We start from the raw sequence: 12,057 nt of genomic DNA, 5'->3' as shown, positions 1-12,057 counted from the left end.
CGCCTCCTCCTTGCTACGGCTGCTTACAGGTGCGCGAGCTTCTCCAGCACGGGGGCGGCGGCGCGCAGCTTGGCCCACTCGTCCTCGTCGAGGCCCTCCACCAGGGTGGCGAGGAAGGCGTTTCGCTTTCTACGGCTTTCCTCGAGCATGGCCTCGGCCTGTTCGGTCGGGGTCACCACTTTCTGGCGCCGGTCCTCGGGGTGCGGCTCCAGCCGGACCAGTCCCTTGGACTCCAGCAGTGCCACGATGCGGGTCATCGACGGCGGCTGCACGTGCTCCTTGCGGGCCAGCTCACCGGGGGTGGCCCGGCCGCAGAGGGAGAGGGTGCCCAGCACCGACATCTCGGTGGGGCTCAGCGACTCGTCGACCCGCTGGTGCTTGAGCCGACGGGAGAGCCGCATGACGGCGGAACGCAGGGAGTTCACGGCGGCAGCATCGTCGCCATGGGTGAGGTCCGGCATGTTCTTTAGCGTACCTCATTACTCTCGCTAAGGACCACTCGCCTCCGCCATCACCCATCCGGGTGATCCAGAAGCAGAACATGACACATCACGCCCCGCGCGCGCCGACCCTCGTCTCCATGGGGACCAGCGTGCTCAGCCTGCGGATAGACGGGGAGCTGCTCGAACGGCTCCGGCACCACGCGGCGAAAAGAGGAATGAGCGTCCAGGACTATGTCGTCCGGACGCTCATCCGTGATGACTTCGACGAGCGCTTCCAGGCGGCCGTCGAGGAGACGCAGAGGTTCTACGGCGTCACGTGAGCCCCAGCGCCGGCATCAGGTAGTAGAAGGCGAACACCGCCGCCACCACGTACATCGCCGCCGGGACCTCCCGGCTCCGGCCGGCCGCCAGGCGCAGGACGACGAAGGTGATGAAGCCCATGCCGATGCCGTTGGTGATCGAGTAGGTGAACGGCATCATCAGCATGGTCACGAAGGCCGGGATGGCGATCGTGTAGTCCGCCCAGTCGATCTCCTTCACGGAGCCCGCGAGGATCAGGAAACCCACCGCGAGCAGCGCCGGGGTGGCCGCCTGCGACGGGACCATGGTGGCGATCGGGGTGAGGAAGAGGGCGACGGCGAACAGGCCGCCGGTGACGACGTTGGCGAAGCCGGTGCGCGCGCCCTCGCCGACACCGGCCGTGGACTCCACGAACGCGGTGGTGGCCGAGGAGGAGCTGGCGCCGCCCGCGGCGACCGCGATGCCGTCGACGAACAGGACCTTGTTGATGCCCGGCATCTGGCCCTGGGCGTCGGTCAGCCTGGCCTCGTCGCTGACGCCCATGATCGTGCCCATGGCGTCGAAGAAGCACGACAGCAGCACGGTGAAGACGAACAGGACGCCGGTCAGCACGCCGACCTTCTCGAACCCGCCGAACAGGCTGACCTCGCCGACCAGGCCGAAGTCCGGGGTGGCGACGGGGTTGCCCGGCCACTTCGGGGTGGTCAGACCCCAGGACGGCACCTTGGCGACGGCCTCGATGGCGACCGCGACGACCGTCATCACGACGATCGAGATGAGGATCGCGCCGGGCACCTTGCGCACGATCAGCGCGAGGGTGAGCAGGGTGCCGAGGATGAAGACCAGCACCGGCCAGCCGTTGAGGTGACCGTCACCGCCGAGCTGGAGCGGGACGGTGGTGTGGGCGGCGTCCGGGATCCGGGAGACGAAGCCGGAGTCGACCAGGCCGATCAGCATGATGAACAGGCCGATACCGATCGAGATCGCCTTGCGCAGACCGAACGGCACCGCGTTCATCACCCGCTCGCGCAGGCCCGTGGCGACCAGCAGCATCACCACGAAACCGGCGAGGACCACCATGCCCATCGCGTCCGGCCAGGACATCCGGGGCGCGAGCTGGAGCGCCACCACCGAGTTCACGCCGAGACCGGCGGCGAGCGCGATCGGCACGTTGCCGATGACACCCATCAGCAGGGTGGTGAACGCCGCGGTCAGCGCGGTCGCGGTGACCAGCTGGCCGTTGTCCAGCTGGTTGCCGTACATGTCCTTCGCGCTGCCGAGGATGATCGGGTTCAGCACGATGATGTACGCCATCGCGAAGAAGGTCGCGAGACCACCACGGACCTCGCGCGCCAGGGTGCTGCCACGCTCCGAGATCTTGAAGTAGCGGTCGAGGGCGCTGTGGACCGGCGCCTTGCCCGGCTGCTCGGGCGTGGGGACCTTGGCGGGTGCCGAGGTGGGCATTGGTGTGTTCCTACGAGCAGAAGTGGACAGAGACAAACGGTTTCAGTATGAACATATGAGTCCTTGATTGCCATCTCCGCGCGTAGACCATCGGGCCGCCTACACTCATCCGCATGGCGAAGTGGACCCCCAAGCACGAGGCGCCGGAGCCCTTGGAGGGCCCCGTGGTCGCCACCATCACCGGCGGCACGATCCTCTGGTTCGTCCTCTTCCTGGTCCAGCTCCCCTTCTACGGCTGGTTCGACGAGCGCGGCCACACCTGGTGGTTGTGGACCTGCCTGGCCGGCGGCGGCCTCGGCCTGATCGGCATCTGGTACGTCCGCAGGCGCGACCAGGCGCTCAAGCGCGCGGCACGCGAGAAGGCCTCCGCCGCGTAGGGCGTCCACCGCCGAGGCGCCCCCCACCGCCTGACCCGGCCCGTACGACCACGGCACGAACCGCGTCCACCCCTGGTCGGATCTTCCCCGCATTCGGCGGGTGAACGGCCATGTCCGCACGTACCGTCGAATGCATGACGCACATCGACGCGGGCGCCCACCTCGGGCCCACGCGCCCCGTGCCCACGCCCCCGGCGGGCGGGCTGACGGCCGCGGAGGTCGCCGAGCGGGTGGCGCGCGGACAGGTCAACGACGTGCCGGTGCGCAGCAGCCGGTCGATGACCGACATCATCCGGGCCAACGTCTTCACCCGGTTCAACGCGATCATCGGTGTGCTCTGGGTGATCATGCTGTTCGTCGCGCCGATCCAGGACAGCCTGTTCGGTTTCGTCATCCTCGCCAACACCGGGATCGGCATCGTCCAGGAGTGGCGGGCCAAGAAGACCCTCGACTCGCTCGCGCTGATCGGCGAGGTGCGGCCCACGGTGCGCCGCGACGGGGTCGCCGCCGAGGTCGGCACCTCCGAGATCGTCCTCGACGACGTGATCGAGGCCGGGCCCGGGGACAAGATCGTGGTCGACGGGGTGTGCGTCGAGGCGGACGGTCTGGAGATCGACGAGTCACTGCTCACCGGCGAGGCCGACCCGGTCGTCAAACGCCCCGGCGACCAGGTGATGTCCGGCAGCTTCGTGGTCGCCGGCGGCGGCGCCTACCAGGCGACCCGGGTGGGCCGCGAGGCCTACGCCGCCCAGCTCGCCGAGGAGGCCTCCCGGTTCACCCTGGTCCACTCCGAGCTGCGCTCCGGCATCTCCACCATCCTCAAGTACGTCACGTGGATGATGGTCCCCACCGCCATCGGCCTCGTCATCAGCCAGCTGGTGGTCAAGGACGCCGACTTCAAGGACTCCCTCGCCCGGACCGTCGGCGGCATCGTCCCCATGGTCCCCGAGGGCCTGGTGCTGCTCACCTCCGTCGCCTTCGCCATCGGGGTCATCCGGCTCGGCCGCAAGCAGTGCCTGGTGCAGGAGCTGCCCGCGATCGAGGGCCTGGCCCGGGTCGACACGGTCTGCCTGGACAAGACGGGCACCCTCACCGAGGGCGGCATGGACGTCACCGAGCTTCGGGCGCTGAACGGCTACGACGAGTCGTACATACGCCACGTCCTCGGCGCCCTCGGCGAGTCCGACCCGCGCCCCAACGCCTCCCTCCAGGCGATCATCGACGTCTACCCGGAGGCCGAGGACTGGCGCTGCGTGGAGTCCCTGCCGTTCTCCTCCGCCCGCAAGTACAGCGGCGCCTCCTTCATCGAGGGCGACGGCGACACCAGCACCTGGCTGCTGGGCGCCCCCGACGTGCTGCTGCCCGCCGAGGACCCGGCCCTCGCCGAGACCGAACGCCTCAACGAGCAGGGCCTGCGCGTGCTGCTGCTGGCCCGTACCGCCGCCGACGATCTGTCCTCCGCCGAGGTCGCCCGGGGCGCCAAGCCGGCCGCGCTCGTCGTCCTGGAGCAGCGGCTGCGCCCCGACGCCGCCGACACCCTGCGCTACTTCGCCGAGCAGAACGTCCGCGCCAAGGTCATCTCCGGCGACAACGCGGTGTCCGTGGGCGCGGTGGCGGGCAAGCTGGGCCTGACCGGCGCGGTGGTGGACGCGCGCCGCCTCCCCGACGACCGCGCGGGCATGGCGACCGCCCTAGACGAGGGCACCGTGTTCGGGCGGGTCACCCCGCAGCAGAAGCGGGACATGGTCGGCGCGCTCCAGTCGCACGGGCACACCGTGGCGATGACCGGCGACGGGGTGAACGACGTGCTGGCGCTGAAGGACGCCGACATCGGGGTGGCGATGGGCTCCGGCTCGGAGGCGACCCGGGCGGTGGCGCAGATCGTGCTGCTGAACAACAGCTTCGCCACCCTGCCGTCGGTGGTCGCCGAGGGGCGCCGGGTGATCGGCAACATCACGCGCGTGGCGACCCTGTTCCTGGTGAAGACGGTGTACTCGGTGCTGCTGGCGATCCTGGTCGTCTGCTCCCAGGTGGAGTACCCGTTCCTGCCCCGCCACCTCACCCTGCTGTCCACCCTGACGATCGGCGTCCCGGCCTTCTTCCTGGCCCTCGCGCCCAACAAGGAGCGGGCGAAGCCGAACTTCGTCCGGCGGGTGATGCGGTACGCGATCCCGGGTGGGGTGCTGGCCGCGCTGGCGACCTTCGCGACGTATCTGCTGGCCCGCCGGCACTACAGCGGGCCGGGCGCGTTGGACGCGGAGACCAGTGCCGCCACGCTGACGCTGTTCCTGATCTCGATATGGGTGCTGGCGATCATCGCCCGCCCCTACACCTGGTGGCGGATCGCGCTGGTCGCGGCGATGGGCGCCGGGTTCCTGGTGGTGCTGGTGGTGCCGTGGCTCCAGGAGTTCTTCGCGCTGAAGCTGGTCGGGGTGACGATGCCGTGGATCGCGGTGGGCATCGCGCTGGGTGCGGCGGCCGCCCTGGAGGTGCTGTGGCGCTGGGTCGGCCGCCGCTTTCCGGCCTGAGACGAACCTGCGGGTCGGTTACTGCACGTCGACGAAGTCGCCCTTGGCGTTGACCGCCGGGGTGGTCGTCGTGCCCGCGAAGCTGTAGCGGTAGTAGCCGTCGACGCCGGCCTTGACGGTGGTCTTCAGGTTGCCCGTGGAGTCCGTCTTGATGGTCTTCACGTCGGTGTAGGTGGTCGTGCCGTCCTTGCGGAACTGGAGCTTCACCGGCTGGCCGACGTACCCGGCGTACTTGTGGGTCTCCCAGTTCGCGCGGGCGAGCTTGCCGGTGATGGTGAGGGTCTTGCCCTTCTTCACCGGCTCCGGCGTGGCGTCCACCGTGAGCTGGGAGTTGCGCTGGAGCAGGGTGGAGCCGAGGCCGCCCTGCTGGGCGAAGCCGACCTTGGTGATGTCGAAGTCGAAGCCGTCCGGGTCCTGGCCGTTGTAGTCGACGGCCATCGCGCCGCCCTTCCAGGTGCCGGCGTCGGAGTTGATCAGGTCGTCCTGGGCCGGGTAGATGTCGATCTTCCCGGTGCAGGTGGCGGTGGTGGCCGAGGTGGCGGTGCAGGTGGCCGGCTTGTTGCCCATCAGCGGGACGGAGGTCGGGGCCTCCATGCTGCCGCGGTAGAGGACGGGGGCGGTGAGGAAGTCGTCGGACTTGACGTTGACGTCCGCGTCGTGGGTCACGGTGTAGCTGACCGTGGTGGAGACGTGCTGGGTGGTGCCGACCTTGACGGCCTTGGCGACCTTGAAGGCGGAGAAGGTCACGTTCAGGTCGTACGGCTGGCCCGGGGCGCGGTCGGTCGCGGCGCGGGCGATCTTCGCCACGTCGGCGCGGTAGTCGTCGGCCGCTGCGGAACCGCCGGCGGCCTGCGCGGCCGGGACGGCGAGGGCGGAGAGGGCCAGGGCGCCGGTGACGGCGGCCACGGTGGCTCGTATACGCATGCGTTCCCCAAGTGAATGATCGTGGAGCCGAGTCATGACTCATGTGATCAGATGGAGTTGAGGGGGCCGGGGTTGCTCCGGCGCCGTACGAGGCTGAAAAGACAGCCGAAAAGCGCACGGCCCCGGATGGCGTCCGGGGCCGTGCTCAACTGCCGGGTGATTACTGCACGTCGACGAAGTCACCCGCGGCGCTGACGGCCGGGGTGGTCGTGGTGCCCGCGAAGCTGTAGCGGTAGTAACCGTCCGTGGAGGCGGTGACCGTGGTCTTCAGGTCGCCGTAGGTGTTCGTCGTGATGGTCTTCAGCGTGGTGTAGGTGCTGGTCCCCTTCTTGCGGAACTGCAGCTTCACCGACTGGTTGGAGTAGCCCGCGTACTTGGCCGTCTCCCAGTTGGCGCGGGACAGCTTGCCGGTGACCGTGATGGTCTTGCCCTTCGCCACCGGCTCCGGGGAGGCGTTGACGGTCAGCTTGGAGAACCGCTGGACCTTGTGGGTCTTGTAGTAGTCGTTCCAGTACTCGCTGCCGTCGTTGCCCCAGGCGGCGACGCCCACGTTCCAGGTGCCGGCGAGGAAGTTGCCGTACAGGTCGCCCTCGGTGCCCGGCACCGCGGTGATCGTCAGCTTGCAGTTCGACGTGGTCGAGTTGACCACGGTGCAGGTGGCGTTCTCCTCGTTCGGCGGCAGCCAGCCGTCGATGTCGTCCTCGGCGCTGGTGCCGTGCCACAGGTCGATGTAGGCGTCGTAGATGCCGGTCGGGTGGCTGGCGGTGAGGGAGACCGTGAAGGTCTTGGCGTACGTGGTGCCGACGGCGACGCTCTTGCCGGCGTTCACCGTCACGTTGGAGACGGTGGGCGCCTCGGCCGCGGCGGCGGAGGAGCTGAACGCCGACTTGTCGGCGCGGTCGGCGGCGCTCGGCCGGTTGATGTCGGCGTGGCTGTCCGCCTGCGCCACCGGCGCGACGACGGCGGTCAGGGCGAGGGCGCCGGTGACGGCGGCCACAGTGGTGCGAATACGCATGTGTTTCCTCGGGTGGGAAGAGGAGCGAATGTGACTGCGGGAGCGTTACTGCACGTCGACGAAGTCGCCCGTGGCGTTCGCGGCCGCGGTCGTGGTGGTGCCGGCGAAGCTGTAGCGGTAGTAACCGTCCGCGGTGGCGGTGACCGTCGTCTTCAGGTCGCCGTAGCTGTTGCTCGTGACGGTCTTCAGCGTCGTGTAGGTGCTGGAGCCGGACTTGCGGTACTGGAGCTTGACCGACTGCCCGCTGTAACCCGCGTACTTCAGGGTCTCCCAGTTGGCGCGGGACAGCTTGCCCGTGACGGTGATGGTCTTGCCCTTCGCCACCGGCTCCGGCGAGGCGTTGGCCGTCACCTTGCCGGCGCGCTGGAACTTGAAGGACCCGGCCTTCTCCTTCCAGATGTAGTCGCCGTCGTTGGCGTCGACCCACGCGTCGACGTACCAGGTGCCGGCGCTGGCGTTGGTGAGGTAGTCCACCTTCGGGTCGACCGTCACCGAGGCGGTGCAGGTGGACGTGGTGGCGCTGACCTCGGTGCAGGTCGGCTTCGTCGTGGTGAAGAAGCCGTAGTCGGGGCCGGAGAGCGAGAACTCGTCGGCCGCCTTGATGCCCGAGTCGTCCGTCGCCGTCACGCTGACCTTGATGGTCTTGGCGGCCGACGTGCCCACGGACGCCTTGTTGTCGCCGTCGACGACGACCTTGGTGATCGTGGTGTCCCCGTACCCGCCGTCCCGCGTGTCGGCCTGCGCGGCCGGGACGGCGAAGGCGGAGACGGCGAGGGCGCCGGAGACGGCGGCCACGGTGGCGCGAGTACGCATGTGTTTCCTCAGGTGGGAAAGAGCGATGGAAGAGGCGTGACCTACTGGACGTCGACGTAGTCACCCGCGGCGCTGACCGCCGGGGTGGTCGAGGTGCCCGCGAAGCTGTAGCGGTAGTAACCGTCGGCGGACGCGGTGACCGTCGTCTTCAGGTCGCCGTAGGTGTTCGTCGTGATGGTCTTCAGCGTGGTGTAGGTGCTGGAGCCCTTCTTGCGGAACTGGAGCTTCACGGACTGGCCGGAGTAGCCGGAGTACTTGTTCGCGTTCCAGTTGGCGCGGGTCAGCTTGCCCGTGACGGTGAGGGTCTTGCCCTTCTTCACCGGCTCCGGGGAGGCGTTGACCGTCAGCTTGGACAGGCGCTGGAGGGAGAAGCCCTTGGCGTTCTCCTTCTGGACGTAGTCGCCGTCCTTGCCGGAGGCGAAGGCCCAGAGCTTCCAGCCGCCCGCGACCTCGTTGATGGCGTTCTTGCCCGGGGTGAAGGGGTAGTTCGCCGTGCAGGTGGCGGTGGTGGAGTTCACCTTGGTGCACACCGAGAAGTCGTCCTCGGTGTGGGGAAGAGCCGCGCTGTCCGCGTTGTCCAGGTTCGGGCCGTGGTACGGCAGGGCCATGGCCTTGTCGACGCCCGCGTCGTCCTTCACCGTGAAGGTGATGGTGATCGTCTTGGTGGCGGAGGCGCCGACGACGACGGGCTTGCCGCCGTTCACGGAGATGTCGGAGATCGTGGTGTCGCCGCGGATCTCGTCGGCCTGGGCGGCCGGGACCGCGACGGCGGTGAGCGCCAGGGCGCCGGTGACGACGCCGAGGGTGGCACGGATGCGCATGTGTCTTCCCCGTGGAAAGCAGGGGGCCCCGCCGCCTGTCGATGCCGCACCGTTCGTGCGGTGCCGACGGGGCCCGAGTGATCGCAGAGTCTGTTGACTCACGTGATCAGATCCGCGACACGGGTGAATGGTTGTACGACTCCTGAAAAATTTGTGCGGAGGATCGCGAAGGGGGTTTGCGGCGCGCGGCGGTCAGTCGAACCAGCGGTCCCGCGCCAGCTCCTCCGTCCGGGACGGGTCCTCCAGCAGTGCCGCGACCTCGAAGCGGCGGGGCCACTGGCCGGCCGCCCAGGCCAGGCCGGCGGCGACGCCCTCCAGGGTGGCCGCGTGGAGTACGCCGTCGTCGGTGAGCCGCCAGTCGATCTCCACGCCGTCGACGACGAGTTCGTCGTGCTCGACGTAGGAGCGGGGCGTACGCGGGCCCAGCAGCACCCGTACCGCGTCCGGCACCTCGTGCTCGGTGCCCTCGCTGGTCACCTCCCCGGTGACCGACTCGCTCAGCCGCCGCACCTGGAACAGCTCGGCCAGCTCGGCGGCCCGGCTCGGGGGGACCGGCAGCAGCGGCACCCCGCCGGTGAACGGGAGCAGGTCCGGGGAGTCGACGACGACCGCGTCGGCCGCGTCCACCACCTCGACCCGCCCGTCCACGACGGCCCGCAGCTCGTCCGGCAGGGTCACCTGCTCGGGGTCCAGCTCGGCCAGCGCCCCGTACAGCCCGTGCAGTTGGGCGGCGGTGACATGCCGGTCGGGATCGGCGAGCCGGTCCAGCAGCTCGGCCGCGCCGCCCGGCTCGTCGAGCAGCGCCGCCACGGAGGTGCGCACCCCGAGTGCCCGCAGCACCTGCGCGTCGTCGAACCCGGTGGCGTCGGCCTCGTCGTACAGACCGCGCAGCAGCGGATCGCCCCCGGCGGCCAGCAGACCGGCCGGCCGCCGCCCGTCGAGGACCGGGTGCCCGCGCAGCCACCACGCGGTGTAGGGCCGTACGACCTCATGGGTGCCGTCGGGCAGCAGGATCCGTACCGGCTGGGTGAGGGCGTCGCGCAGCGGTGGCCGAGCGAGCAGCGCGAGGGCCTGCGGCCACTTGTCGTCGTCGACGAGGTCCAGGTCCCGTACGGCGACCAGCTCGGTCGCGACCGGCGGCACGGGCGTGTCCGGGAAGCGGTCGAGGATGTCCTCGGACCACACGTCCACGGCGTCGAGCAGCCCCGGATCGTCCGGCTCCGCGTAGTCGCCCTCCCGGGGCTCCAGCTCGTCCGGGTCGAGGACGACGTCCGTGGCGCGGACGAGCGCGAAGTTCACCAGGACCCCGCACGCGGCGAGCGGCGCCTCACCGAAGCGTTCGGCCAGTTCGGCGTCCAGGAACGGGAGTTCACCCTCCCGCATGACCTGGGCGAAGGGGCTGCCCGGGAAGACGAGTTCACCCGCGGGGGTCGGCTCGCCCTCCTCGTCCGGCAGGGCGAGCGCGCCCAGCCAGGGCTCGTCGCCGGGCTCCAGCCCCGCCTCCCGCACCAGCGTGAGCACGGTCTCGGCCAGCTCCTCGGCGTCCAGCGAGTCCTCCTCCCAGCCGGCACCCCCGTCGTCCTCCAGCGAGGCGGCGACGGCGGCCCGCACCTGCGGCGTGGTCAGCACCGCGCGCGGCGTCGCCGGCAGCGCGCCCAGCTTCTCCAGCAGCGGATGCGTGGCGTCCGGGTGGGCGACCTTCAGGCCCAGCCGGGCCAGGACGTCCGGGTCGGTCACCGTCGCGTCGGGCAGCGGCAGCAGCACGCGCCGCGGCCCGATGGTGGTCCGTCCGTCGGCGAGCGGCACCGGCAGCCCCGACAGCCGGTCCGGGTCGACCCCGGCGAGGCTGTCGTACAGCCGCCACCACCAGCCGGGCTCCTTCTCCAGCCCGGCCAGCCGGTCCACGGCGTCCGTGAGCGGCACCCGCGCCACGCCCAGCGTCCGCAGCTCCACCCGCCGCTCCAGACCGGCCGGCAGCAGCGTCGGCAGCACCTCGGCGAGCACCCGCACGGTCTCCGCCCCGGCGCCCTCGACCACCTCGGCGTCCCGGGGCCGCAGCGACTCGGGCAGCTCGCTGTCGCCCTCGGCGGGCGGCACGGCGGGCGGCAGGAAGGCCGTGCGCGGCAACCGGTCGAGGATCGCCTGCCGCAGCGCCCCGTCCAGCTCTCCCTTGCCCAGCGGGCCGGGCACCAGGTCGATGATCCCGTCCGTCACCGGCCGCCAGTCGGCCAGCAGCTCGGCGTACGCGTCCGCCGCCTTCTCCACGATGAAGTCGGTGAGCGGCCCGGGCGCGGCGTGCCGCCGGGTGGTGTCGAGCGGGAAGGAGGCGATGAGCAGCGCGGGCACGCCGAGGGGCTCGTCGCTCGGGGTGGGCGCGTGCACGACGGGGGCGGTCCGGGGCCGCGCGGGCCCCCCGCTCTCCGGCTCCACGGGCACGGCCCAGGTCACGGACCAGTACGGCCGCAGCCGCTCCTCGACCGGCCGCCCGGCCAGCAGCTCGGGGGTCAGCGGCCCGTGCGCGGAGGACGTCCGCCACGTGGTCGTCCCGTCCCGCGAGTCCTCCACGACGGTCAGGGCGCCCTCGGTCCGCCGCCACAGCGTGCGCGGCGCGTCGTCGCCCACCTCGACGACGACCTCCTCCAGGCCCGGCAGGGTGAGGAGCAGCGCGTCGTCGACGGCGTGCAGCAGCCGCTCGGCGAGGTCGGCGGCGGGCGTGTCCCGCAGCGGCAGGATGACGGCGGTGTCGTACGGCTCGGGCGCCCGCCCCTCGGCGGCGAACGGCAGCCGCAGCAGCGGCACATGCCCGTCCCGCCGCCGGATCTCGTCGCCCAGCCCGGGGCTGTGCCGCGCCACGTCGGCGGCGAGATCCCGGGCCTCGGCGAGCGACCACCGCACGCCCCCGTGCCGCCCGACGACGGCGGGCTCGTCGGTCACGGCGAGCACGGCCGCGAACCCGACCCCGAACCGGCCCACGGCACTCTCATGGGTGTCGCGCTTGGCCGACGCCCGCAGGGTGGCAAGGGACTCCACCCCGGCCGCGTCGAGCGGAGCCCCGGTGTTGGCGGCGACGAGCACTCCGTCCCGGAGGGTGAGCCGCAGCCGCCCCGGCACACCGGCCCGGGCCGCCGCGTCGGCGGCGTTCTGCGCGAGCTCGATGACGAGCCGGTCCCGGTACCCGCCGAGGACCAGATCCTCCTCGGCGTTGGCGTCCTCCCGGAACCGCGCGGCACTCGTCGCCCACGCGTCCAGCACGCCACGCCGCAGCCGCCCCGTCCCGAACGGATCGGCCCCCTCGGCCGCCGGCCGCACGTACTTGCTCACGTTGCCTTCTCCTCCTCGTGACGAGAGGACGAAGGTACCGTGACCGGGGGC

General features: G+C 70.9%; 10 protein-coding genes. 3 read left to right on the top strand and 7 right to left on the bottom strand.

Going from position 1 to position 12,057, the window contains the following annotated elements; translation table 11 throughout:
- Positions 1-23 precede the first annotated feature (23 nt).
- Positions 24-461 (bottom strand): MarR family transcriptional regulator, encoded by a 438-nt coding sequence (locus tag ACIG0D_RS08980; protein WP_365759305.1) that lies wholly within the window; start codon positions 459-461, stop codon positions 24-26.
- A gap of 119 nt (positions 462-580) precedes the next feature.
- On the opposite strand from ACIG0D_RS08980, the gene ACIG0D_RS08975 reads away from it, so the two are divergent.
- Entirely contained in the window at positions 581-763 is a 183-nt protein-coding gene (locus tag ACIG0D_RS08975) for a ribbon-helix-helix protein, CopG family (protein ID WP_365759148.1), read from the top strand.
- Here ACIG0D_RS08975 and ACIG0D_RS08970 read toward each other — a convergent pair.
- Positions 756-2,207: an NCS2 family permease gene (locus tag ACIG0D_RS08970; RefSeq protein WP_399797492.1), complete on the bottom strand. Its 1,452-nt coding sequence runs from the start codon at positions 2,205-2,207 to the stop codon at positions 756-758. The genes ACIG0D_RS08975 and ACIG0D_RS08970 overlap by 8 nt on opposite strands.
- A 113-nt stretch (positions 2,208-2,320) precedes the next feature.
- Here ACIG0D_RS08970 and ACIG0D_RS08965 point away from each other — a divergent pair, with 113 nt between their 5' ends.
- Together ACIG0D_RS08965 and ACIG0D_RS08960 are read left to right on the top strand one after the other, a co-directional pair.
- Positions 2,321-2,584 carry a DUF2530 domain-containing protein gene (locus ACIG0D_RS08965; RefSeq protein ID WP_399797489.1) on the top strand — a complete coding sequence of 88 codons (264 nt, stop codon included), beginning with the start codon at positions 2,321-2,323 and terminating at the stop codon, positions 2,582-2,584.
- Between the two features lie 134 nt (positions 2,585-2,718).
- Entirely contained in the window at positions 2,719-5,112 is a 2,394-nt protein-coding gene (locus tag ACIG0D_RS08960; protein WP_399797487.1) for an HAD-IC family P-type ATPase, read from the top strand.
- A gap of 18 nt (positions 5,113-5,130) precedes the next feature.
- Here the strand turns inward: ACIG0D_RS08960 and ACIG0D_RS08955 are convergent, their stop codons facing one another.
- The 5 genes from ACIG0D_RS08955 to ACIG0D_RS08935 all read right to left on the bottom strand — a co-directional run bounded on the left by ACIG0D_RS08955 (position 5,131) and on the right by ACIG0D_RS08935 (position 12,006).
- Positions 5,131-6,036, bottom strand: a complete 906-nt coding sequence (locus ACIG0D_RS08955; protein ID WP_399797484.1) for a DUF5707 domain-containing protein — start codon at positions 6,034-6,036, stop codon at positions 5,131-5,133.
- Positions 6,037-6,196: 160 nt separating this feature from the next.
- Positions 6,197-7,051, bottom strand: coding sequence for a calcium-binding protein (locus ACIG0D_RS08950; protein ID WP_399797481.1), 855 nt, complete (start codon positions 7,049-7,051; stop codon positions 6,197-6,199).
- A 45-nt stretch (positions 7,052-7,096) separates the two neighbouring features.
- A complete protein-coding gene (locus ACIG0D_RS08945; protein WP_399797479.1) occupies positions 7,097-7,864 on the bottom strand; it encodes a calcium-binding protein in 768 nt (255 codons plus the stop codon).
- 41 nt (positions 7,865-7,905) lie between these two features.
- Complete coding sequence (locus tag ACIG0D_RS08940) at positions 7,906-8,685, bottom strand: calcium-binding protein (protein WP_399797476.1); 780 nt, start codon at positions 8,683-8,685, stop codon at positions 7,906-7,908.
- Positions 8,686-8,877: 192 nt separating this feature from the next.
- A complete protein-coding gene (locus ACIG0D_RS08935) occupies positions 8,878-12,006 on the bottom strand; it encodes a sacsin N-terminal ATP-binding-like domain-containing protein (RefSeq protein ID WP_399797474.1) in 3,129 nt (1,042 codons plus the stop codon).
- Positions 12,007-12,057: the final 51 nt, after the last annotated feature.

Source organism: Streptomyces sp. NPDC052773 (assembly GCF_044547145.1).
Classification (GTDB): Bacteria; Actinomycetota; Actinomycetes; order Streptomycetales; family Streptomycetaceae; genus Streptomyces.
Note: the sequence above shows the minus strand (reverse complement) of the source record. Positions and strands in the feature narration are given on the sequence as shown.

Excerpts from the sequence above, each read along its gene's own strand:
- ACIG0D_RS08980 (WP_365759305.1), bottom strand. The coding sequence starts at position 461 with ATGCCGGACCTCACCCATGGCGACGATGCTGCCGCCGTGAACTCCCTG.
- ACIG0D_RS08975 (WP_365759148.1), top strand. The coding sequence starts at position 581 with ATGGGGACCAGCGTGCTCAGCCTGCGGATAGACGGGGAGCTGCTCGAA.
- ACIG0D_RS08970 (WP_399797492.1), bottom strand. The coding sequence starts at position 2,207 with ATGCCCACCTCGGCACCCGCCAAGGTCCCCACGCCCGAGCAGCCGGGC.
- ACIG0D_RS08965 (WP_399797489.1), top strand. The coding sequence starts at position 2,321 with ATGGCGAAGTGGACCCCCAAGCACGAGGCGCCGGAGCCCTTGGAGGGC.
- ACIG0D_RS08960 (WP_399797487.1), top strand. The coding sequence starts at position 2,719 with ATGACGCACATCGACGCGGGCGCCCACCTCGGGCCCACGCGCCCCGTG.
- ACIG0D_RS08955 (WP_399797484.1), bottom strand. The coding sequence starts at position 6,036 with ATGCGTATACGAGCCACCGTGGCCGCCGTCACCGGCGCCCTGGCCCTC.
- ACIG0D_RS08950 (WP_399797481.1), bottom strand. The coding sequence starts at position 7,051 with ATGCGTATTCGCACCACTGTGGCCGCCGTCACCGGCGCCCTCGCCCTG.
- ACIG0D_RS08945 (WP_399797479.1), bottom strand. The coding sequence starts at position 7,864 with ATGCGTACTCGCGCCACCGTGGCCGCCGTCTCCGGCGCCCTCGCCGTC.
- ACIG0D_RS08940 (WP_399797476.1), bottom strand. The coding sequence starts at position 8,685 with ATGCGCATCCGTGCCACCCTCGGCGTCGTCACCGGCGCCCTGGCGCTC.